A 21,312-nucleotide genomic window follows, 5' to 3' on the forward strand; every position below is an offset into this window, starting at 1 on the left:
AACGGATATGACTAGTCCACGCGTATTGGTGCCTCTGGCACCGGGGTGCGAAGAACTCGAAGCTGTAACCATTATTGATCTGTTGCGCCGCGCTGACATCGAAGTCGTGACTGCCGGTCTTGAGGAAGGGCCGGTGCGGGCGAGTCGCGGCGTGGTGCTGATTCCGGATACCGCGCTTGATGCAGTGCTGGAGCAGACCTTTGATCTGATTGTGCTACCGGGTGGCCTGCCGGGTGCGGATCATTTGCAGCAGGATGCACGTCTGCTCGGTCTGTTGCGGCGTCAGGCTGAGTCGGGGCGCCGGGTGGGGGCGATCTGCGCGGCGCCCAAGGTGCTGGCCAGCGCGGGCTTGCTCGATGGTCATCAGGCTACCTGCTATCCTGGGGCAGTGAACCCGCCCGATTATCCACGCGTGCAGTTCACCGCCATGCCGGTGGTGATGGATGGTCAGGTGGCGACCTCGCGCGGCCCCGGCACCGCGATGGATTTTGCCCTGGAACTCATCGCCTGGCTGACCGATGCGGAAACCCGCGACAAAGTGGCGGCAGCCCTGGTGCGGCCGGCCTGAGTGGTTTGCGGACAACAGGGCGCCGGCGCATGTTGATTTCGGTGCACATTCCCAAGACTGGGGGCGCCAGCTTTCGCAGCGTTCTCATGCGTCACTTTGGTGAATCTTTGTTGTTTGACTATGAAGATCATCCGATGGCTCGCGGTGCCTTATCGCGCCGCTGGCAGGCCGTGCGCGCGATGCCAGGTTCAGCCCGCCGGCTGGCCGGCTACGCTTGTGTTCATGGGCATTTTCTTCCGCTCAAATACCGCTGGGTGCAACCGGCGCAACGTGCTATCTGGCTGCGAGATCCCGTGGATCGTCTAGCATCCCGTTACTATCATTTTAAACGAGATGTGGCAAACGGGGTGCATGATACGCCCCAGTTCAGACGCTATATCAAAACAACCGACCTGTCATTGGAGGATTTCGCACGTATTCCTCTGTTTCACAACAGCTACGCAAAGTTTTTGTGGGGCAGTGATCTTGATCAGTTTGACTTTGTTGGTATCACCGAAGATTACGCGCGCAGCATGCGACTGTTCAGCACTTTGTTAGCTGTCGAGGTCGATCAAATCCCGGCTGACAATACTAATCCACAGCGGGATCTTTCACAGGGCTATGCATTACCGGACCGATTGCGAGCGTATTTGCAGCGGGTTAATGCGATAGATGTGCGCCTATATGAGCAAGCTTGTGTGCGCAACCGATTACTCTGTCAGCGGGTCCTGGGTGTTCAGGATGTAAGATGATTGAGCTCCAACGGCTAATCGCTAAGTTGCAGGATATCACCGAGTGAATCTGCCACTGACGGGTCTGAGTTGGCTGCCGGCGCTGGTACTGAGTGCCTGGCTCAGTGCTTGGCTCAGTACCTGGTTGGCGGGAGGCGCCGAGCGGCAGGCACCGGCGATGCTGCGGCTGCTGGATCATCCCAACGCGCGCTCCCTGCATCAGCAGCCGATCCCTCGTACCGGCGGTGTGGCGCTGGTGGTGGGTTTGGGAGCCGGGTGGCTGCTGTGGGTGCTGACTGAGTGGCTGCTGATGGGGGCGTGGCCGCTGGCGGCGGGGGATGGCCGGCGGCTGACGGCGCTGATGCTGGCGGTGCTCTTAGTCGGTGGGGTGTCCTTTCTGGATGACTGGCGTGATCTGTCGCCGCGTGATCGTCTGTTGGCGCATCTGCTGGCGGCCGCGATACTGATCGGTGCGGGCATGGGCTGGGAGCGCTTGGAGCTGCCGGGGCTACTGTGGTCGTGGCCGCCGCTGCTAGCCTGGCCGCTGAGTGTGATGCTGATCGTGTGGATGATCAATCTGTACAACTTCATGGATGGCATGGATGGTTTGGCAGCCAGCATGGCGGTGTTTGGCTTTGGCGCGCTGGCCGGTCTGGGAGCGCTGCACGGGGCGATGCTATTTGCCGCGCTCAATGGGCTGGTGGTAGCTGCCGCGCTGGGTTTTTTGCGCGTTAATTTTCCGCCGGCGCGTCTATTTATGGGTGATCTGGGCTCCTCGGTGCTGGGGGTGTTGGCGGCGGGGCTGAGTCTCTGGGGCGCGGAACAGGGGCTGTTTCCGCTGTGGGTGGCCTGGCTGGCGTTCTCGCCTTTTATTCTGGATGCGACCTGGACGTTGCTGCGCCGTGCGTTTCAGGGCGAGCGGGTGTGGGAGGCGCATCGTTCGCATCATTATCAGCGTCTGGTATTGGCCGGCTGGAGTCATCGCCAGACGCTGGTGCGCGCGAGCCTGGTAATGGCGGCGGCGGCGGTCTGTGCGGTGGCGGCGCCACGGCTGGCGCCAAGCGATCAGTGGACCCTGCTGTTGGGCTGGGCGGGCATTTATGCGCTGATTCACTGGCGTGTGGGCTTGGTGGAACGGCTAGCCGGGCAACGGAACACCGGGCCACAATCAATAGGGTCTGACCGGGCTGATGGCGACTAAAACGAAGGGACGCAGCCTGTGGTCTTGACGCTCTACAACCGCCTGCGCTCACGCACGGCGGCCTTTGTGCATGATGCGCTCATGGTGCCAGCAGCCTGGCTGCTGGCGTTCTGGACGCGCTTTAATTTCGAGTCAATCCCGCCGCCGTTTCTGAACAGCGCTTGGCGTGCGCTGCTGCTGGTTCTGCCGCTCTGTGTCGTGGTTTACTGGCTCTTTGGTCTCTATCGTGGCGTGTGGCGCTTTGCCTCGCTGCCGGATCTGACACGCATCCTGAAAGCGGCCCTGACAGCGACAGCCGCTACGCTAGCGATACTTTTTGCCTTCAACCGCATGGCGGAAATTCCGCGCTCGGTGCCGGTGCTGTTTTTGCTGTTTCAACTGGTGCTGCTGGCCGGGCCGCGGCTGCTGTACCGCTGGGCGAAGGATCGGCGCATCAGCTTTGAGGATGGGCAGCGGGTGCTAATTGTGGGCGCCGGTCGCGCCGGAGAGATGCTGGTGCGCGATATGTTGCGCGATCCAGCGCACAGCTATCAGCCCATTGCCTTTGTCGATGATCGCCCGCGCCATCATGGCGGCAGCATTCATGGGGTGCCAATCAAGGGCGTGTTGGGGGATGTGCCGGCGCTGGTCGAACGGCTTGGTATCGACTTAATTTTACTCGCCGTGCCCAGCGCTTCGGCCACGCAGATGCAGCAACTGGTGACCTGTTGCGAGCAGACCGGCAAGCCATTTCGCACCGTGCCCCAGTTGCAGCATCTGATGGCGGGTGAGGTGAGCATCAATCAGCTGCGCGAGGTGTGTATTGAGGACTTGCTCGGACGCCATCCAGTGCGTCTGGACTGGGACGGGATTGGCGCCGGATTGGCCGGGCGCTGCATTCTGGTTACTGGCGCCGGCGGTTCGATTGGTTCCGAGCTGTGCCGGCAGTTGATGGCTGCTGGGGCCAGACGCTTGATTTTGGTCGATGCCTGTGAGTTGAACCTGTATCGCATTGAGCTGGAGCTGCTGGAGTCACACCCGCCAGCGGTTCTGGCGCGGTATCTGCTGGATGTAACCGATGCCGAGGCCCTGGAAACTTTGTTTCGGTTGGAATCACCACAGATCGTCTTTCATGCCGCCGCTTATAAGCATGTGCCCTTACTGGAGAATCAGGTACGCGCAGCGGTGCGCAACAATGTGCTGGGCACCCGGGTGGTGGCGAACGCCGCAGCGCAGGCCGGCTGCGAGCGCTTTGTGCTGATCTCGACCGACAAGGCGGTCAATCCCGCCAATGTGATGGGCGCAACCAAACGGGTGGCCGAACAGCTGTGTCTGGAGCTGGCGAGCCGTTCAGCCACGCGCTTTATGCTGGTGCGCTTTGGCAATGTGCTGGGTTCCGCCGGCAGTGTGGTGCCCTTGTTCAAGCGCCAGATCGCGCGCGGCGGGCCGGTGACGGTCACGGATCCGGACATTGAGCGCTTTTTTATGACCATTCCCGAGGCATGTCAGTTGATTATGCAGGCGGCAGTGATTGGTCAAGGCGGCGAGGTGTTTGTGCTCGACATGGGCGAGCCGGTCAAGATCCGCTTTCTTGCCGAGCAGATGATTCGCCTCTCCGGACGTGAGCCGGGCACTGAGATTCCCATTCGTTACATCGGGCTGCGACCGGGCGAGAAGCGCTTTGAGGAGCTGTTTTACACCAATGAAGACACCCTGCCCACCGCGCATCCGAAGATTCGCGCCGCACGTCGCACCGCAGATGCCAGGGTGCCACACAACTTGGCCGCCGCAGTCGATGAGCTGATTGCGGCGGCTGGTGATGAGCCACGCCAGCGCCAGGCGCTCAGCGCGCTGGTTCCCGGATGGTCGGCTGTGGCTGAACAGTGCTCAGATCAGTAACTCAGGCTCAGGCCACCTCGGTGGCGAAATTGCTCGATGCGGCGCCCAATGAGTGCGTCAGTCGCTGATGGAGTCAGTGCTGAAACTGGTGTCGGCGGGTGTAACTGCTGCCGCTTTATGGCAACCGGTACAGTTGGAACGCCCATAGGACTCCATGGAGGTGTTGCCGAGATAGGGCCGCATCTGTGGCTCGGCGCCGGCGGCAGCCAATTTGATCTGCGGCATGATGTTCGGGCGCAGACCGCCCATGGGACCGGAACTTTGGCAGACGCTGGGATCTGGTGTTGATACCACGGGCCAAGTCCGCACGTCCAGCAGCAGTCGGCCTGAGGCGTTTCCCTTACGGTGCCGCGATTTGGATGTGATCAGCTCATGGTGGCACTGACGAACGGGCGCGCGCTGAATCAGGCTACAATGCCGCAATCTCCGCAGTGAGTAAGGACATCCCATGGCTTTCGAGACGCTTTCTGAGCATTCCAAACGCACCTTGCCTGGTCCACGGCGGCTGTCGCGCTGGCGGCGGGCGTTGCAATGGCCGGGGCGGCGCCGTGAGCCGCACTTGGAGTTGGCGGCTGCCGAGCAGGCGCTGGCGGATCCAGCAACCACTCAGGCTGATGCCGTGTCAGCGACTGCGGCGCTTGCCCCGGATGGCGAGCCAGCGGCACCACTGGAGGCGCGGCCACTGGAAGCACCGCCCAAAATGGAGGCGCCGCTCTCGGGTGTTGAGCAGACGCTGGCCGATGAGGCGCGGGTGATTGCGCACTTGCAACAGCAGGGCAAGCTGCCGGCAGGCGATCTGGCGCGCGCGCGCAAGCTGGCCGACGACAGCGCTGATCCGTTACGCGGCATGCTGGTGCGCCTGGGGCTGGTGTCGGACCGCGACATGGCGGCAGCCTATAGCGAGGTGCTGGGCCTGGAGCGGGCGGTGGCGGAGGATTATCCGGAAGATCCCATCCTTGAGGGCCAGCTGAGTCTGCGTTTCATGAAGGATTCCCGCGTGCTGCCGTTGCGCGAGCAGGGCGGGGAGCTGGAAATTGCCGTGGCCGATCCGGTCGATCACTTTATCGCCCAGGCCGTTGCCATGGCCACCGGGCGCGCGGTGCAGTTGCGCGTCGGTTTGCCAACCGAGATTGAGGCGGCCATTGAACGCCTGTATGAGCAGCCCAGCGATGAAGCCGCCGAGGCTGATCTGGACGCTGAATTGGGCAACTTCAGCGAGGAGGACATCGAGCATCTGCGCGATCTGGCCAGTGAGGCGCCGGTGATTCGGTTGGTGAATCAAATTCTCCAGCGTGCGGTGGAGTCGCGCGCTTCAGATGTGCATATCGAGCCCTTCGCCGATCAGCTCAAGGTGCGCTACCGCATTGATGGCATCCTCAAGGAGTCAGAATCCCCGCCGGTGCGCTCCACCGCTGCGGTGATCTCGCGCATTAAGATCATGGCCAAGCTCAATATCGCCGAGCGCCGTCTGCCCCAGGATGGGCGTATCCCGCTGCGCATCCAGGGCCGCGAGATGGATTTGCGTGTGTCTACGGTGCCGACCATGTTTGGTGAGAGCGTGGTGATGCGTCTGCTGGATAAGGAAAGTGTCAGCTTTGACTTTGATGCCCTGGGCTTCGACGGGCCACCGCGCGAGCGCCTGATCAAGGTGCTGGAACAACCTTTTGGCATCCTGCTGGTCACCGGGCCGACCGGCAGCGGCAAGAGTACCACCCTCTACACCGCGCTAAGCCGCCTGAACACCGAAGACCGCAAGATCATCACCGTCGAGGATCCGGTTGAGTATCAGGTGGCCGGCATTAACCAGATCCCGGTCAAGGCCTCCATTGGCATGACTTTCGCCGGCGCGCTGCGCGCCATTGTGCGCCAGGACCCGGACATCATCATGGTCGGTGAGATGCGCGATCTGGAAACCGCGCGCATTGCTGTGCAGTCGGCGCTGACCGGCCACGTGGTACTCTCCACCCTGCATACCAATGATGCGCCCAGCGGCGTGACCCGCTTGCTGGATATGGGCGTCGAGGAATATCTGCTTACCTCTACCATCAACGGCATCCTGGCTCAGCGGCTGGTGCGGCGCCTGTGCCCGGAATGCCGTGAGCCCTATGAGGCGCGACCAGAGCTGGCGGCGCGCTTTCAGCGGCCCGAAGCTCCCCAGGTGGCACCCGAGGAGGGTCAACCGTTGCGGCTCTATCGTCCCGGGGGCTGCAAGGCGTGCAATGGCAGCGGTTATCGCGGTCGGCTGGTGATTGCCGAGGTGCTGGTGATGACGGATCGGGTGCGCAAAGCCGTGCTTAGCCACGAAACCGCGACGGAAATCGGTCGTATCGCCCGCGAAGAGGGCATGATGACCATGTATCAGGACGGCTTGCGCAAGGCGCTGGATGGACGCACCACCATTGAGGAAGTGCTGCGCGTGGCCGAGGAGAACTAAGCGCCATGGCGCGTTTCATGTACAAGGCCGTTAAGCTCGACGGCGAGGAAATCGAAGGCGAACAGGAGGCCGTTGATGAAGCGGCGCTGATTGCCCGGCTGCAAGGCGAGGGCTTGATCCCGCTGGTCACCCGCCCGGCTGGCGGGCTGCGTGCGCGTCTGGCGCGACGGCGACGCAAGGAACTCAGCACCAAGGATATCGAGGTGCTGACCCGCCAGCTGGCTACCCTGCTGGAATCCGGGCTAACGCTGGACCGCTCCCTGCAGGTGTTGAGCGATTTGGGCACCGATGAGGTGGTGATTCGGGTGCTGGCGGATTTGCAGGATCGGGTGCGTGGTGGCGCCACCTTCTCCGCTGCATTGGAAGCCCAGGGCGGTCAGTTTCCCAAGCTCTATGTGAATATGGTGCGCGCTGGCGAGGCCAGTGGTGCCCTTGATGAGGTGCTAACCCGTTTGGCCGATTATCTGGAGCGTAGCGCTGAGTTGCGCGGTACCGTCAGCTCGGCGTTGGTGTACCCGATGATTCTGCTGTTTGTCGCCGGGCTCTCGGTGATCTTGCTGCTGGTGTTTGTGGTGCCGCAGTTTACTGTGCTGTTTGAGGATATGGGGGCGGCGCTGCCATTGCCGACCCAGATTGTAGTGGGAACCGGCGATTTGTTTCGCTCCTACTGGTGGGCACTGCTGGTGGTGATCGCCTTGGCAGCCGTGTTGATCGAACGCTGGCTGCTGGATCCGGATAATCGCCGCCGCTTCGACTTTCGAGTCATGTCGCTGCCGCTGTTTGGCGATCTGATCTGGAAGATGGAAACCGCACGCTTCTGCCACACCCTCTCGACGCTGCTAAAAAACGGCCTGCCGCTGCTCAGTGGCCTGAATCTGGCCAAGCAAGTGATCAGCAATCGCAAAATTGGCGAAGGATTGGACCAGGTTGGGGAAGATCTCAAGCACGGTCGCGGCATCGCCGGCCCCCTGCAACAGCATGAGGTGCTGCCACAACTGGCTCAGCAAATGATCCGTGTTGGCGAGGAATCCGGCACTCTGGATGCGATGCTGGCCAAGGTGGCGGATATTTTCGACCGCGAGACCCGCACCTCGGTGCAACGCCTGCTGACGCTGCTGGAGCCCTTATTGATCATTGGTCTGGGGATCATTGTGGCCGGGATTATTATCTCGATCCTGATGGCGATTTTGGGAGCGAACGATCTGGTGTTTTAGGACTGGCTACATTGGCGGCAGCCCCCGCAGCCTGGCGGGGCCAAGCTTGCGGGGGCATATCAAATCGAACGACAGCCGAATTACTGACCCTGCTGGGGCTGTTGCGGCTGCTGTGGTTGAGGAGCCGCACCAAAGGGAACCGGCGGTGCGGCATAAGGAGCTGCGGCGCCATAGGGGTGGGCATAGGGAGAGCCGTAGGGACCGCCATAGTAGTAAGGGGCGTCATAGCCATAGCCACGACCGTAACCGCGACCATAGCCACGACCGTTGCCGCCACCACTGAAGCTCATGTTGAAGCTGCCATAGCCATCGCCAAACATGTCGTTCCAGAAATCGCCATAGCCATCATTGTAGCCGGGACCATAACCATAGCCCGGACCCCAGGCACTCGCGGTCGCGGATACGCCCAACAGTGCGGCCACGGCCGCTGCGGTAGCAAGCTTTTTCATTGTCAAGTCTCCGTTCATATTTTTGATTGTGAACTGACGCCTCAGGGCGACAGTGATATTCATTATATTAGCGATTACTAATATGTCAAGCGGGAATTTTGCCAGGCCAAGGAGCGCTGAGGAGCCGGCCGGGCGCACCAAGGATGCGAAAAACTGTGGTTGCGCTTAAACTCGCCACCTTTTGCCCCGGATCGGCCGTACTGCGGTTCCGGTGCCCCCTAGCCTTAAGAGCCTGGCCTTACCTTAGAGAGACGGAGAAAACAAATGAGACGACTGACCCCCTTTGCCCTTGGAGGCCTGTTGTGCCTGGCGCTGCTTGGCGTGGCAAGCGCGCAGGCAGCTGATTTTGGCTATGTCAATATGCAGCGGGTGCTGAAGGAAAGCCAGCTGGGTCGCGATGCCGAAGCACGACTCGAAGAGCGCTTTGGCAAAAAGACCGAACCCTTTGCCGAGCGCGAGCAGTCCATCCGCCAGCTGCAGCAGAAGCTGCAACGCGACAAGCCCTTGATGAGCGAAGCCCAGGTGGAAAAACAGGAGACTGAGCTGAAAGAAAAGATTCAGGCATTCGAGAAGGATTTCTCCTCCGTGCAGCGCGAACTGATGCAGGCTCAGCAGGAGGAGGGTGCCAAGATTCTGAAACCGGCGGATGAGGCACTGCAGGCGATTGCCAAGAAGAAAAAGCTCTCAGCGGTATTTGAGGCCAGTCAGTCGGGGATTCTGTACATGGATCCCGAGACAGACCTCACCGATGCCGTGATTCAGTACATGGACAAAAACAACTGAGCGCCCGACCTGTCGTTGGGCTGCCGTATAATGCGATTGACAACAGTCGCTTAAGTCTTAACCAGTGGAGAACACACGCTGATGCTTGGAGAAATACACGATCTTATTCACGAGTTTCCCGAACTCGTTGGCAAAATCGATACCCTGCGGGTATCCGATACTGACTTCGCCGCCGACATGGACCGCTACGACGCCTTGGATGCGCGTATTCGTAAACTCGAAGAACTGGGCACACCGGTTGCCGATGAAACCATTGAGGATCTTAAGAAGGAGCGTTTGCTGCTGAAAGACCGCCTATACAACCGCTTGAGGTCCGAGGCCGGGGTGAGCGCCGCCAGCGCCTGATGTTGGATCTGCGGCTCGACATTCAATCCTGCAGCGCAAAAATAAAGTAGATTGAATCAAGCAGCGGCGTCGGCTGTGCGTCGGCGCCAAACCATTGTGCAAAAATACGGTCGATCTCTTCCGAGGCATAGATCTGTGCCAGGCCCCGGTTGACCGCCAGGCGAAAATCAGCATCGTCACGCGCCAGTGCAAAGGCATAGGGATCTACCGAGAAATCGGCATCAATGACCCGAAAGGCATTGGTCGCGCCACTGGCTGCCACCTGCCCGATCAATACCAGCCGATCATCGGCATAGGCATCAATGGCGCCCGCCTGGAGCTGTTCGCGCCCGTCCTTGGCATCCTTGATGGGCTTGAGTTCGGCATCGAGCATGCGCTCGGCCAGTATCGGGCGCAGACGCTGCTCGGTGGTGGTTTGCGGAATAACTCCGATGCTTGTGCCGCCAAGATCTTCCAGGCCCTTGAGGCCGGATTTTTTCAGCACCAGAATCCCGGCGGATTCAACAAAGACCGGATAAGAAAAGTCCACCTGGCGCTGACGTGCCAGCGTCATGGCCGTGGTGCCACAATCAAGTTCCGCTTCACCATTGGCCACGGCCGCCAGTCGCCTGGGAGTGTTGCCTTCGATCCAGGAAATGGCAATGCCATCGAGCCCCAGATCGCGCTGAATACTCGCCACAATGCGCCGGCACAGATCAACCGAATAGCCGCTCGGCAGGCCGTCCTCATCCTTGAAGGCGATAGGATAGGCATTGGGTGGATAGGCGACGCGAATTTTCTGACTGACGGCAATGCGCGAGAGTACGCCACTGTCGCTGTCTGCGGCTCCGGGCAGCAGGAGCATGGCCAGGCTTAACCAGACCAGAACCCGCAACAGACGTTGGCAACAGAGCCGGACCGGATCAATCATGGCGCTGCTTTAGACACTGATCGTCGGACTCTGGCGGATATGATCGCGAATCTCATTAGGACGCGGTAGCCCGCGTACGGCCAGTTCAGGTTCATCACCGGTGGTAAAAATCACCAGATCGCCCGCGCCGAGCATGCGCTGCAACAGGGATTGACGCACCCGCACAGTACGCACTGAGCCCATATTGATTTCGGTATAGTTTTTCGCCAGCAGCCCATGAGTCCAGAGAATTTCGTTGGGGCGGATCTCCAGACGATCCACCAGACAGGCCAGCCACCAGCGCAGCAGGTTAAAGGCGCTGAGCGCGGCAACAACATAGCCCGCGTAAGTGATCAGAGTGCCCGGCTGGACGCTCAAATTCGCCAGGACTGGAATCTCCATGAACAACTGTTTGACATAAGGCAGCTGGCCGGTCACCCCAACATAAAGGCCACCGGCGACCAACAGCCAGGCCATCAGCGTGCCCATCGGACGCATCCGCCACATCGAAGGGTTGGCTTGGTAGAGAATTTCAGACATCTTGCCCTCCTAAAGGCACCGAGCAGGCACAGGGGTCGCATTAGTATATCGGTGATGGCCATGCATGGTCCGTGACGGAATCCGGTCGAGCCGTTAAACTCGCTTCAAACCGGCGGCGCTGAACCGATTCCGCGACGGCCGCCGCTACCCAACCGTTTAAGCAGGAGCAGTGATGCGCAGTCTTCCCTACCGATTTTTGGTCGCGACAGTCATGACACTGCCGCTCAGTCTAACCGGATGTGCATCCGGCGGGTTCAGCCTGTTCGAGGCCGCACCGGGCGCGCACTTTAGCGGTGTCTCGGAACAGCGGGTGATGGCACGCATCGAGCGGTTCTGCGCGGACTATTCCATCGGCGAGCAGCCGCTTGGCTCCCTGCTGGAGAAGGATGCCAAGTTCCGCACGCTGACGCACGAACTCTATCGTGGCGAAATGTCCAATGACGAATATGTCGCGCGAGTACTGACCCTGTATCCAGCCGCCGATGGTAATGTTCCGGCCACCGGCTGCGTGATCACCCAGTTCAACGACTGCATCAGTGGCGACTGTCAGCTGAAGCCGTCTTCTGCAAGCCAAGCGCCGGTGGCTGAAGCAGAAGCAGAGGCTGCAACAGAAACCATTGTCGCCATGCCCGATGACGGGCATCCCCACGAGATGTCAGCAACGCCCAAACTCAAGGCTGAACTCTAAGCACTGCAAACCGCTTGAACGCGCCTACACCTGAGCACAGCGGCACCACCGGCCATCGCCTGCGGATGCCCTTTGGTTGCGAACGCGATACCGAAGGACACTTCTGCTTCCGGCTGTGGGCGCCGGCGGTACGCGAGCTGTGGCTGGAGCTAGAGCTAGCATCCGGCCAGGGCACCGAGACGGTGGCGATGGAATCTGCGGGAGACGGCTGGTATTGGTATACCTCCGCTGTCGCCCAGCCCGGTGATCGGTACTGCTTTCGGCTTCCCAGTGGGCTCTGCGTGCCGGATCCGGCCTCGCGCTTTCAGCCGCTTGATGTCCATGGACCCAGCCAGGTGGTGGATCCGGAGTCCTTCGCCTGGCAGGATTCCGGCTGGCGCGGGCGCCCCTGGCATGAAACGGTTATCTACGAGCTGCATATCGGCAGCTTCTCACCAACCGGGGATTTTGCCGGTGTCGAGGCGCGACTGGATGCACTCGAGGCGCTTGGCATCACCGCCATTGAGTTGATGCCGGTGGCTGATTTTCCCGGACGCTGGAACTGGGGCTACGACGGCGCCCTGCTGTTTGCACCCGACAGCCGCTATGGTCAGCCGGAGAATCTCAAGCGCCTGGTGCAGGCCGCGCATCAGCGTGGGCTGATGGTCTTTCTTGATGTGGTGTACAACCACTTCGGCCCGGAAGGCAATTATCTGCATTGCTACGCCCCGGAGTTTTTTCACCCTGACCGGCATACGCCCTGGGGCGCGGCGCTGCACTTCGATGGGCCGCACAGCGCGCCGGTGCGTGAGTTTTTCATCTGCAATGCGCTTTACTGGCTGACCGAATACCGCTTCGATGGCCTGCGCTTCGATGCCGTGGATCGCATTCTCGATGACTCCAAGCCTGATCTGCTCGATGCGCTGGCCGCGCGGGTACAGGCGGGTCCAGGGGCCGAGCGGCACATTCATCTGGTACTCGAAAACGATCACAATGACGCGCGGCGCTATCGGCGTGACCGCAGCGGGCGCCCCAGGCAGTTTACCGCCCAATGGAACGATGACGCCCATCATGCCCTACATGCGGCGCTCACCGGCGAGTCAGAAGGCGTCTATCAGGACTATGCCGCAGCCCCCTGGACACAACTGGGGCGCGCGCTGGCCGAAGGCTTCTGTTATCAGGGCGAGCCCTCGGCGTTTCGTGGCGGCCAGCCGCGCGGCACGAGCAGCGCTGACCTGCCGCCACAGGCCTTTGTCAATTTTTTGCAGAATCACGATCAGATCGGCAACCGTGCCCAGGGTGAGCGCCTGGAGCATCTGATACCGGCGCCCGCGTTCGAGGCCGCGCTGGCGGTATTTCTGCTGGCTCCAGCACCGCCCTTGCTGTTCATGGGGCAGGAGTTTGCCGCCAGCACGCCCTTTGTGTTTTTCTGCGATCTGGAGCCGGACCTGATGGTTCAGGTAGCCGCCGGACGGCGGCGGGAGTTCGCCGGCCAAGCGGCGTTTTCTGACCCGGCACGCTTGCACGCGCTACCGGATCCAGGCGATCCACAGACGTTCCATGCCACGAGCCTGGACTGGACGCAACGCGAGTCTTCACCGGGGCAGGAGCGCTGGGCGCTGCATCAGCGGCTGTTGCGCGTGCGGGCGCAATACATTAGGCCGCTACTCCCTCGATTAACACAGAGCGGCGACTGGTGGCAACACAGCCCCACCGGGCTATCCTGGCGCTGGCGAACCCGGGATGGAAGCCAGCTCTATCTGAGCACCAACCTGGGGTCACAGCCACTCCGGTGCGCATCAGACCATTGGTCAAATCAGCTCACCGGCACCCCGATCTACCAGCATCCAGCCAAAACCGGCCACGACTGGCCGCCCTACTGGGTCAGTTGTTGGATCACAGATGCAGACGGCGTAAACCGGGATGCAGATCGCTCTGCTGCCAAATCTGCTCAAACAGACGCCGCAGACGCCGGGTCTGGGCACCGCTGTTGAAATCCACCAGCGTGCGACGCGGATCCTGGTAGCGAGTCAGACACAGACCCTCTTGATCGCACAGCAGAAACTGATCGCCATACTCAGCCCAATCCTTGGGAACCACCCGCAGCTGAAAATCCGAGCTGAGGGTGCGCGACAGCTCAATTAGCCGGTGCCCGCGCCGCAGTGCCGGTTCTGGATCAACCACCAGCATGCGCACCGGCAGGCGCCCACGCAGGTCAATCGCCAGGTAGCGAACCGCCTCCACAAAGGCACTGTGATCATAAAGCTCCGGCTGCAAATCCGCGCTGAGCACTTCGATGCGGCGCAGCGCCTGACCCACAAGCTGTTGGACCGCCAGCGCCACATGTTCGGCCTGGCTCAGGAACAGGCGCCCGCTGGTTTCGCCCAGGCGGCGCGAGCGCAGATCGGCAGCAATCAAAGCCTGCGGGTCGCTTAGCACCATGCGTTGCACACTCTGGCCGTGCTGTTCGATCAGCGCGTCCTCGGCAACAAACCCCAGAGAGGCAAAAAAATCCCCACTGGATGGCGGAGCATAGACCCAGGGCGCCGCTCGGGTATGGCGTTTGAGCTCGCGCACCGCACAGGCCAACAGGGCACCACCAATCCCACGACCGCGCCAATCGGAACGCACCGCCAGGCGCCCGATTTGACCAGTAGGCAGCCAGCGCAGCGTGCCAACAGCCTCAGGCGGCTCTCCCGCGCGCGCGAGCAGATGCACCGCTTTGGCATCCGCCCGATCCCATTCCTGGGTTTCCTCGCCACCAAGTTCGTGGATAAACACCGCTTCGCGCAGCGCCCGCAACTCATGGCTGTGGCGGCGCCAGTCGGTCGCTTCAATACGATAGGCAGGCAGGGTGGCTAAAGGCATGAGGGGACAGCAATCTTAATTAGGGTGTGACGACAAACCTGTGGCCTGATGGCTAAATGACACTGTCGCATTATTGCTGCAAAATGGTAAGCTTCAAGCAAAACAGCCCACTGGATTTGCTTTCTTATGTAGGATTTAGGTTCAGTTGCATAATGGTTGCGTGCGGCAAATTGGTTTGCACCAACACCAGCAACTTCAGCTACAATAGCAACACAAGTCTCTGCACGACACCGTACTCAATGATTACCGTTATCCGTCGCACCGGGGCACGGCAAGCCGATAGCCGGGTGCGCAGCTAGGCCAGTCCCAAGCACATCGAACCCATCGCTTTTGCATCCTATGTTCTATCCTTGTAACTATCAACTCCACTGCTGGAGGCACCATGCATTCTGAGTCGCACCCACAGCCGGCCGCCGCTTCGGCCTGCGCCGCATTATTACTCCTCGCCACAGGCACGCTGTCCGTCGCGCATGCAGACGTGATGGAGCGCTTCTGGTCCGGCCCCGGCGAGACGGCCTGGACCAATTCCGCTGGTGAATGCTGGCAGAGCCAGAGCGGACCGAACAACCTGCAGCCCTGCGCCCCTGAAATCGAGATCATGGAAAGCTTGACCATTGAGCTGGTCAACGATGAGTTCGATTTTGACAGCGCCGCCATCAAACCCGAGATGGCCGTTGCACTTGATGGTGTGGCGCGCGCCGTGCGCGAAAGCCGTGGTGACGAGATGCTGACCATTGTCGGCCACACCGACGGTGTCGGCGGTCAACCATACAACTACGAACTCGGCCTGCGCCGCGCGGAATCAACCAAAAAATACCTCGCCAGCTTGGGCATCCCAGCCAGCCGCATGCGAGTTCGCAGCGCCGGCAAGCTTGAGCCCATTGCGACCAACGAGACCGATGCCGGGCGTGCGCGCAATCGCCGTATTGAGATCCGCACCCAGGTCTATACATCAATGGGTCAGGCTGAGGTCGATATTCAATAACGACCAACACAGACACATCAGGCCGCACGCGCGAACCTTGACCGGATCCTAAATTGTTCACCGAGAAAAGAGAGGAAAGACTGATGCTTCATACCAACCCCATGACCCGTGCCGCCGGGCTGGCCACCTCGGCGGCCTTGGCCTTGTCTCTGACTGCACTGCCAGCGGCTGCTATGGACGACGATGAGAGCTACTGGTATGCCACAGGCGATCAAAGCCTGCCGGATGGCCAGCTGTGGGCCAACAGCTATGGCGAGTGCTGGGAAAGCGCCTATCCCGATGGCCCAACCAACCTGCCGCCCTGCAATACAGTCGTGCCGGCTGAATTCACCCTGCGGCTGAACTTCGAATTCGACAAGTACCACATGGCCAATGTCGTCAACCGCGATGAAGTGGCACGTCTGGATGACTATATTGCCGATGTGAAGGCCACGCCCGCCGATGAATATCTGACCGTTGTCGGCCACACCGACAGCGTGGGCAGCCAGAACTACAACTATGGTCTGGGTATGCGTCGCGCCACCACGGTTCGCGATTACATGATTCAGCAGGGCCTGCCCACCAGCCGCATCGCCCCGGCTGAAAGCCGCGGCAAGCTCGACATGCTGCCACAATATCCGACCACCTCGGTCATGCAGCGCCGCGTCGTCATCCACTCACAGGTGGATTGATCCTGAGTCGGCGCGCGCGCCGACCAGCAAAACAGCCGAGCGGCCCAGCGGCCGCCCGGCTTTTTCTTTGCTCAAATAGCACAGCTCAGATGGCACGCGCCTGCGCAGCGGCATTGCCGATGTAGCGCGCCGGTGTGAGTTGGCGCAGTGCCTCGCGGGCCTCGTCTGGAATGTCGAGTGCCTCGACAAAACTGGCCAGTTCCTGCGCGCCAATACGCCGACCGCGCGTCAAAGCCTTGAGTTTTTCATAAGGCTCCGGCACTCCATAACGTCGCATCACCGTCTGCACCGCCTCGGCCAACACTTCCCAATTTTGATCCAGATCGGCGGCCATGCGCGCCGCATCAGTCTCCAGCTTGCCCAGCCCGCGCTGCACCGAGGCGATGGCAATCAGGCTGTGAGCAAAACCCACTCCCAGATTGCGCAGGGCCGTTGAGTCACTTAAATCGCGCTGCCAGCGCGACACCGCCAATTTGGCCCCCAGATGATTGAGCAACGCATTGGCAATGCCGAGATTACCCTCGGCATTCTCAAAGTCGATTGGATTGACCTTGTGCGGCATGGTCGATGAGCCCACCTCGCCCGCGACCGTTTTCTGGCGGAAATAGCCGATGGAAATGTAAGACCACAGATCCCGGCACAGATCGAGCTCAATCTGATTGAAGCGGCTCAGGGCATCGAACAGCTCGGCCATGCAGTCGTGCGGCTCGATCTGGGTGGTATAGGCATTAAAGCCCAGTCCCAGGGACTCCACCAAGGTCTGGCTGAACGCCGGCCAGTCGAGCTGCGGATAGCTCACCAGATGGGCGTTGTAGTTGCCCACGGCGCCATTCATTTTGCCCAGCAGAGTCACGCCGGCTAGGCTGTCGCGCTGCTGTCTCAGGCGCTGCACGACATTGGCCAGCTCCTTGCCCAGGGTGGTGGGCGAAGCCGGCTGGCCATGGGTGCGCGCCAGCATCGGCTGCTCGGCATGGCGATGCGCCAGCGCGCGTAGCGTTTCGATCAGGTGGTCCATTGCCGGCAACAGCACCTGCTCGCGCGCATCATGCAGCATCAGCCCATGCGCCAGATTGTTGATGTCCTCGGAGGTGCAGGCAAAATGGATAAACTCCGCCACTGCCGCCAGCTCGGGCTGATCAGCGACCTGTTCCTTCAGGAAGTATTCCACCGCCTTGACATCATGATTGGTGGTGCGCTCGATCGCCTTGACGCGCAGGCCTTGTTCTATACCAAAGTTGCTGAGGATCGCCTCCAGCCGGGCTTGGGCCGCTGCCGACAGCGGCGGCACCTCGGCGATGTCCGGATGTTCAGCCAGCGCCCTGAGCCAGGCGATCTCCACGCGCACGCGCCGCTCAATCAGACCGAATTCACTGAAGATCGGCCGCAACCCGGCCGTGACTCGCGCATAGCGTCCATCAATGGGAGCGATCGCCGTCAGCGGCGTCAGCTCCAGCGGGGCGTCACTGTGCTCTGTAGAAGGCATCAGTTGCTCTGCCCCGCCAGGCGCCGTAATACGAAGTGCAAAATGCCGCCGTGCTGGTAGTAATCAGCCTCATTCGGCGTATCAATACGCACCCGGACGGTGAAAGATGTCGCTGTATCATCGGGGCCGGTGGCGGTGACCTGAACCTCCTTGGCCGTGCCGTCGGCGATGTCACCGATGGCGAAAGACTCCGCACCGGTCAGCCCCAGGGTTTCCGCGCTGTCGCCGGGGGCAAATTGCAGCGGCAAAATTCCCATGCACACCAGATTGGTGCGGTGAATACGCTCGAAGCTCTCGGCAATCACCGCGCGCACGCCCAGCAGGCGCGGTCCCTTGGCCGCCCAGTCGCGCGAAGAACCGGAGCCATATTCCTTGCCGGCGATGATAATGGCTGGCACACCATCGGCCTGATAGCGCATCGCGGCCTCATAGATGGACAGGGACTCACCCGAGGGCTGATGCAGGGTCACCCCTCCTTCGGTCCCCGGTGCCATCTTGTTGCGCAGGCGAATGTTGGCAAAGGTGCCGCGCATCATCACCTGATGGTTGCCGCGCCTTGAGCCATAGGAATTAAATTCCGCCTCGGCCACCCCCTGCTCGATCAGATAGCGGCCCGCCGGGCTGTCGGCCTTGATGGCGCCGGCAGGGGAGATGTGATCGGTGGTCACCGAGTCCCCCAAAATCGCCAGCGCGCGCGCGCCCGTGATGGCTGCAACTGGCTCCGGTGTCAGGCTCATGCCAGCGAAATACGGCGGGTTCTGAATATAGGTGGAATCAGCCGCCCAGTCGTAACGCTGACCGGCTGGCGCGGCCAGCTCCTGCCACCGGCTGTCGCCGGCGAAGACTTCCGCATAGCTCTTGCTGAACTGACTGGCGTTCAGGGCGCTGGCAATCGTTGCCTGGATCTCAGCCTGCGTCGGCCACAGATCGCGCAGATACACCGGCTGCCCGCTGGCATCGGTCGCCAGTGGTTCCGTCTGCGGATCAAAGGCCATGTGCCCGGCCAGCGCATAGGCCACCACCAGTGGCGGCGAGGCAAGATAATTCATCCGTACCTCAGCATGCACCCGGCCTTCGAAATTGCGGTTGCCGGACAGCACCGAAGCCACACTCAGCCCCCCCTCGGCGATGGCGGCGGAAACTTCGGGACGCAGCGGCCCCGAGTTGCCAATACAGGTGGTACAGCCGTAGCCGACCACATGGAACCCCAGCTGCTTGAGCGGCGTCAGCAGCCCGGAGGCTTCCAGATAGCGGGTCACCACCATGGAGCCCGGCCCCAGCGAAGTCTTCACCCAAGGCGGCACAGCCAGGCCGCGCGCCACCGCCTTTTGTGCCACCAGGCCAGCGGCCAGCATCACGCTCGGGTTGGAGGTATTGGTACAGGAGGTAATAGCGGCAATGACCACTGAGCCATCGTGCAGCTCGCAGCTTTGGCCGTCGATTTCAGTGCTGACCGGAGTGCCGGGCGCGCGACCGCTCTCAGTCTGCCCCTTGGCGAGCGCCTCGGCAAAGGCGCCCTTGATGTCGGACAGTGCCACGCGATCCTGCGGGCGCTTAGGACCGGCCAGACAGGGCACCACAGTGCCGATATCCAGTTCCAGCACCTCGCTGAACTGCGGCTCGGGGCTGTCAGCACTGGCGAAGAAGCCCTGTTCCCTGGCGTAAGCCTCGACCAGCGCTACCTGATGCGGATCGCGCCCGGTCAAGCGCAGGAACGACAGGGTTTCCTCATCAATGGGGAACAGCCCGCAGGTGGCGCCATACTCAGGACCCATGTTGGCAATGGTGGTGCGCTCGCCCATCGGCAGCGCGGCGACTGCCGGGCCGAAAAACTCGACAAACTTGCCCACCACGCCATGCTGGCGCAGACGCTCAACAATGGTCAGCACCAGATCGGTCGCCGTGGTGCCCTCGGGCAGCTCACCGGTCAGGCGCATGCCAACCACCTGTGGGATCAGCATGGAAATCGGCTGGCCGAGCATGGACGCCTCGGCCTCAATGCCACCCACGCCCCAGCCGAGTACCCCCACGCCATTGATCATGGTGGTATGCGAGTCGGTGCCGACCAGGGTATCCGGATAGGCTTGGTACTTGCCCTCCTGCTCGCGCGCGAAAATCACGCGCGCCAAATGTTCCACATTGACCTGATGCACAATGCCGGTATCCGGCGGCACCACTTGGAAGTTATCAAAGGCCTTCTGTCCCCACTTCAGGAAGGCATAGCGCTCGCGATTGCGGGCAAACTCCAACTCAGCGTTCTGGGCAAAGGCGCTGTCATGGCCATAATGGTCCACCTGCACCGAATGATCGATGACCAGCTCCGCCGGTTGCAGTGGGTTGATGCGCTTAGGATCGCCGCCCAAGGCACTCATGGCATCGCGCATCGCGGCCAGATCGACCACGGCTGGCACGCCGGTAAAGTCCTGCATCAAGACGCGCGCCGGGCGGTACTGAATCTCCGTCGCCGGCTCCGCCTGCGGATTCCAGTGGGCGAGCGCCTCAATATCCTCAGGCCGCACCGTCACGCCATCTTCGTGCCGGAGCAGATTCTCCAACAGAATTTTCAGCGAAAAGGGGAGGCGCTCACTGCCCGGCACGGCTGCCAGGCGAAAAATTTCGTAGGTACGATCTCCGACCACAAGATCGGCTTGGGCGTTAAAACTGTTGGGCATGAGTTTGGGTTCCGGCGTTAGGGTGGCGGTTAACGGTTGGATTTTAGCCGCCTGGAAGCGGGGAGAAAAGCGCGCGTCGTCGCTGGTCGCCACTCAACTGTTATACTATAACAGACAACAACCGCTGTCCGATGACAAGGCTGAGCACATGCACTTACACCCTGAGGGGGTACTATGGTCTCTGCTATGAGCAACCTGGAGATACCGCCGCTCCCTTCCCCGGATGCCGTGATTCGAGCGGAGGCGGTCAGTTTTTCTTACGACACTCTGCGCGTGCTTGATACTGTCACACTTGAGGTATTGCGCGGCGAGTTTCTCGGCTTGGTTGGGCCAAATGCCGGCGGAAAAAGCACCTTCCTGAAGCTCATCCTCGGGCTGCTCGATCCGACTGCCGGGCGTCTGCAAGTCCTCGGACAACCCCCCAAACAAGCCCGACACCGCATCGGCTATGTCCCGCAACATCCAGCTTTTGCGCGCGATTTTCCGATTACGGTAGCCGATGCCGTGCTCATGGGACGACTGGGTACCCGATCGCTTATGCTGCGTTACAGCCCGGCGGATCGTGCAGCCGTGCAGAAAGCCTTGCATGAAGTTGAGGCCGAAGATATCGCCCGCCGCCCCATTGGCAAACTCTCCGGTGGACAATTGCAACGGGTGCTGTTGGCGCGCGCCCTGGTGAGCGAGCCGGAGCTCCTGATTCTGGATGAACCCACTGCCAACATCGATCACCGTATTGAGGGGGAAATCTTCGAATTGCTAGCAGAATTAAACGCTCGCATGACGATTCTGGTGGTCTCGCACGATATTGCATTTATTTCTGGCTACGTCAGCCGAGTGGCCTGTCTGAACCGCACCCTGGTCTGTCATACCACCGACCGGATCGATGGGACTGTCATCACTGAACTCTATGGCGAGCGGGTGCGTGGGATTCTGCATGATCACTGACGAGATAATG

At 61.0% G+C, this 21,312-nt stretch carries 20 protein-coding genes; 13 read left to right on the forward strand and 7 right to left on the reverse strand.

Features of this window, described 5'->3' with window-relative positions:
* Nucleotides 1-7 precede the first annotated feature (7 nt).
* The 4 genes from CKO36_RS02505 (at nt 8) to CKO36_RS02520 (ending at nt 4,357) form a co-directional block, all read left to right on the forward strand.
* A complete protein-coding gene (locus tag CKO36_RS02505) occupies nt 8-568 on the forward strand; it encodes a DJ-1 family glyoxalase III (RefSeq protein ID WP_200280084.1) in 561 nt (186 codons plus the stop codon).
* Between the two features lie 29 nt (nt 569-597).
* Nucleotides 598-1,299 (forward strand): sulfotransferase family 2 domain-containing protein, encoded by a 702-nt coding sequence (locus tag CKO36_RS02510; RefSeq protein WP_200280087.1) that lies wholly within the window; start codon nt 598-600, stop codon nt 1,297-1,299.
* Nucleotides 1,300-1,342: 43 nt separating this feature from the next.
* Nucleotides 1,343-2,479: an MraY family glycosyltransferase gene (locus CKO36_RS02515; protein ID WP_338053404.1), complete on the forward strand. Its 1,137-nt coding sequence runs from the start codon at nt 1,343-1,345 to the stop codon at nt 2,477-2,479.
* 81 nt (nt 2,480-2,560) lie between these two features.
* Nucleotides 2,561-4,357 (forward strand): polysaccharide biosynthesis protein, encoded by a 1,797-nt coding sequence (locus CKO36_RS02520; RefSeq protein WP_200280159.1) that lies wholly within the window; start codon nt 2,561-2,563, stop codon nt 4,355-4,357.
* 57 nt (nt 4,358-4,414) lie between these two features.
* On the opposite strand, the gene CKO36_RS02525 is transcribed toward CKO36_RS02520, so the two are convergent.
* Nucleotides 4,415-4,651: a hypothetical protein gene (locus tag CKO36_RS02525; RefSeq protein ID WP_200280090.1), complete on the reverse strand. Its 237-nt coding sequence runs from the start codon at nt 4,649-4,651 to the stop codon at nt 4,415-4,417.
* Between the two features lie 406 nt (nt 4,652-5,057).
* Between CKO36_RS02525 and gspE the strand changes: the two genes are divergently transcribed.
* A complete protein-coding gene (gene gspE / locus CKO36_RS02530) occupies nt 5,058-6,791 on the forward strand; it encodes a type II secretion system ATPase GspE (protein WP_200280162.1) in 1,734 nt (577 codons plus the stop codon).
* 5 nt (nt 6,792-6,796) lie between these two features.
* A complete protein-coding gene (locus CKO36_RS02535; protein ID WP_200280093.1) occupies nt 6,797-8,005 on the forward strand; it encodes a type II secretion system F family protein in 1,209 nt (402 codons plus the stop codon).
* Nucleotides 8,006-8,085: 80 nt separating this feature from the next.
* On the opposite strand, the gene CKO36_RS02540 is transcribed toward CKO36_RS02535, so the two are convergent.
* Nucleotides 8,086-8,454, reverse strand: a complete 369-nt coding sequence (locus CKO36_RS02540; protein ID WP_200280097.1) for a sulfur globule family protein — start codon at nt 8,452-8,454, stop codon at nt 8,086-8,088.
* Between the two features lie 264 nt (nt 8,455-8,718).
* Here CKO36_RS02540 and CKO36_RS02545 point away from each other — a divergent pair, with 264 nt between their 5' ends.
* Nucleotides 8,719-9,237, forward strand: coding sequence for an OmpH/Skp family outer membrane protein (locus CKO36_RS02545; protein ID WP_200280100.1), 519 nt, complete (start codon nt 8,719-8,721; stop codon nt 9,235-9,237).
* A gap of 81 nt (nt 9,238-9,318) precedes the next feature.
* Complete coding sequence (locus CKO36_RS02550) at nt 9,319-9,582, forward strand: HP1242/YdcH family protein (protein WP_200280103.1); 264 nt, start codon at nt 9,319-9,321, stop codon at nt 9,580-9,582.
* A gap of 22 nt (nt 9,583-9,604) precedes the next feature.
* Here the strand turns inward: CKO36_RS02550 and CKO36_RS02555 are convergent, their stop codons facing one another.
* Together CKO36_RS02555 and CKO36_RS02560 are read right to left on the reverse strand one after the other, a co-directional pair.
* The gene (locus CKO36_RS02555) at nt 9,605-10,492 is read right to left on the reverse strand and encodes an amino acid ABC transporter substrate-binding protein (RefSeq protein WP_200280106.1); all 888 of its coding nucleotides are present in this window, start codon (nt 10,490-10,492) and stop codon (nt 9,605-9,607) included.
* 9 nt (nt 10,493-10,501) lie between these two features.
* Complete coding sequence (locus tag CKO36_RS02560; protein ID WP_200280110.1) at nt 10,502-11,011, reverse strand: PH domain-containing protein; 510 nt, start codon at nt 11,009-11,011, stop codon at nt 10,502-10,504.
* A 172-nt stretch (nt 11,012-11,183) separates the two neighbouring features.
* Between CKO36_RS02560 and CKO36_RS02565 the strand changes: the two genes are divergently transcribed.
* Both CKO36_RS02565 and treZ read left to right on the forward strand, forming a co-directional pair.
* Nucleotides 11,184-11,699, forward strand: coding sequence for a hypothetical protein (locus CKO36_RS02565; RefSeq protein WP_200280113.1), 516 nt, complete (start codon nt 11,184-11,186; stop codon nt 11,697-11,699).
* Nucleotides 11,700-11,713: 14 nt separating this feature from the next.
* Nucleotides 11,714-13,672 (forward strand): malto-oligosyltrehalose trehalohydrolase, encoded by a 1,959-nt coding sequence (gene treZ / locus CKO36_RS02570; protein ID WP_242469337.1) that lies wholly within the window; start codon nt 11,714-11,716, stop codon nt 13,670-13,672.
* Here treZ and CKO36_RS02575 read toward each other — a convergent pair.
* A complete protein-coding gene (locus CKO36_RS02575) occupies nt 13,575-14,546 on the reverse strand; it encodes a GNAT family N-acetyltransferase (RefSeq protein ID WP_200280116.1) in 972 nt (323 codons plus the stop codon). The two genes, treZ and CKO36_RS02575, sit on opposite strands and share 98 nt — an antisense overlap.
* A 382-nt stretch (nt 14,547-14,928) precedes the next feature.
* Here CKO36_RS02575 and CKO36_RS02580 point away from each other — a divergent pair, with 382 nt between their 5' ends.
* Together CKO36_RS02580 and CKO36_RS02585 are read left to right on the forward strand one after the other, a co-directional pair.
* Nucleotides 14,929-15,531 (forward strand): OmpA family protein, encoded by a 603-nt coding sequence (locus CKO36_RS02580; RefSeq protein WP_200280119.1) that lies wholly within the window; start codon nt 14,929-14,931, stop codon nt 15,529-15,531.
* Between the two features lie 83 nt (nt 15,532-15,614).
* Entirely contained in the window at nt 15,615-16,202 is a 588-nt protein-coding gene (locus CKO36_RS02585) for an OmpA family protein (protein ID WP_242469338.1), read from the forward strand.
* An 85-nt stretch (nt 16,203-16,287) separates the two neighbouring features.
* Here the strand turns inward: CKO36_RS02585 and purB are convergent, their stop codons facing one another.
* Together purB and acnA are read right to left on the reverse strand one after the other, a co-directional pair.
* Entirely contained in the window at nt 16,288-17,685 is a 1,398-nt protein-coding gene (gene purB / locus CKO36_RS02590) for an adenylosuccinate lyase (protein WP_242469339.1), read from the reverse strand.
* Entirely contained in the window at nt 17,685-20,357 is a 2,673-nt protein-coding gene (gene acnA, locus CKO36_RS02595) for an aconitate hydratase AcnA (RefSeq protein WP_200280122.1), read from the reverse strand. The genes purB and acnA overlap by 1 nt, the downstream gene beginning before the upstream one ends.
* Nucleotides 20,358-20,543: 186 nt before the next feature.
* Between acnA and CKO36_RS02600 the strand changes: the two genes are divergently transcribed.
* Nucleotides 20,544-21,302 carry a metal ABC transporter ATP-binding protein gene (locus CKO36_RS02600; RefSeq protein ID WP_200280125.1) on the forward strand — a complete coding sequence of 253 codons (759 nt, stop codon included), beginning with the start codon at nt 20,544-20,546 and terminating at the stop codon, nt 21,300-21,302.
* Nucleotides 21,303-21,312: the final 10 nt, after the last annotated feature.

The organism is Rhabdochromatium marinum (assembly GCF_016583795.1).
GTDB classification, from domain to species: domain Bacteria; phylum Pseudomonadota; class Gammaproteobacteria; order Chromatiales; family Chromatiaceae; genus Rhabdochromatium; species Rhabdochromatium marinum.

Coding starts and splice junctions, on each gene's coding strand:
- CKO36_RS02505 (WP_200280084.1), top strand. CDS start 8: ATGACTAGTCCACGCGTATTGGTGCCTCTGGCACCGGGGTGCGAAGAA.
- CKO36_RS02510 (WP_200280087.1), top strand. CDS start 598: ATGTTGATTTCGGTGCACATTCCCAAGACTGGGGGCGCCAGCTTTCGC.
- CKO36_RS02520 (WP_200280159.1), top strand. CDS start 2,561: ATGGTGCCAGCAGCCTGGCTGCTGGCGTTCTGGACGCGCTTTAATTTC.
- gspE (WP_200280162.1), top strand. CDS start 5,058: ATGGAGGCGCCGCTCTCGGGTGTTGAGCAGACGCTGGCCGATGAGGCG.
- CKO36_RS02535 (WP_200280093.1), top strand. CDS start 6,797: ATGGCGCGTTTCATGTACAAGGCCGTTAAGCTCGACGGCGAGGAAATC.
- CKO36_RS02540 (WP_200280097.1), bottom strand. CDS start 8,454: ATGAAAAAGCTTGCTACCGCAGCGGCCGTGGCCGCACTGTTGGGCGTA.
- CKO36_RS02545 (WP_200280100.1), top strand. CDS start 8,719: ATGAGACGACTGACCCCCTTTGCCCTTGGAGGCCTGTTGTGCCTGGCG.
- CKO36_RS02550 (WP_200280103.1), top strand. CDS start 9,319: ATGCTTGGAGAAATACACGATCTTATTCACGAGTTTCCCGAACTCGTT.
- CKO36_RS02555 (WP_200280106.1), bottom strand. CDS start 10,492: ATGATTGATCCGGTCCGGCTCTGTTGCCAACGTCTGTTGCGGGTTCTG.
- CKO36_RS02560 (WP_200280110.1), bottom strand. CDS start 11,011: ATGTCTGAAATTCTCTACCAAGCCAACCCTTCGATGTGGCGGATGCGT.
- CKO36_RS02565 (WP_200280113.1), top strand. CDS start 11,184: ATGCGCAGTCTTCCCTACCGATTTTTGGTCGCGACAGTCATGACACTG.
- CKO36_RS02575 (WP_200280116.1), bottom strand. CDS start 14,546: ATGCCTTTAGCCACCCTGCCTGCCTATCGTATTGAAGCGACCGACTGG.
- CKO36_RS02580 (WP_200280119.1), top strand. CDS start 14,929: ATGCATTCTGAGTCGCACCCACAGCCGGCCGCCGCTTCGGCCTGCGCC.
- CKO36_RS02585 (WP_242469338.1), top strand. CDS start 15,615: ATGCTTCATACCAACCCCATGACCCGTGCCGCCGGGCTGGCCACCTCG.
- purB (WP_242469339.1), bottom strand. CDS start 17,685: ATGCCTTCTACAGAGCACAGTGACGCCCCGCTGGAGCTGACGCCGCTG.
- acnA (WP_200280122.1), bottom strand. CDS start 20,357: ATGCCCAACAGTTTTAACGCCCAAGCCGATCTTGTGGTCGGAGATCGT.
- CKO36_RS02600 (WP_200280125.1), top strand. CDS start 20,544: ATGAGCAACCTGGAGATACCGCCGCTCCCTTCCCCGGATGCCGTGATT.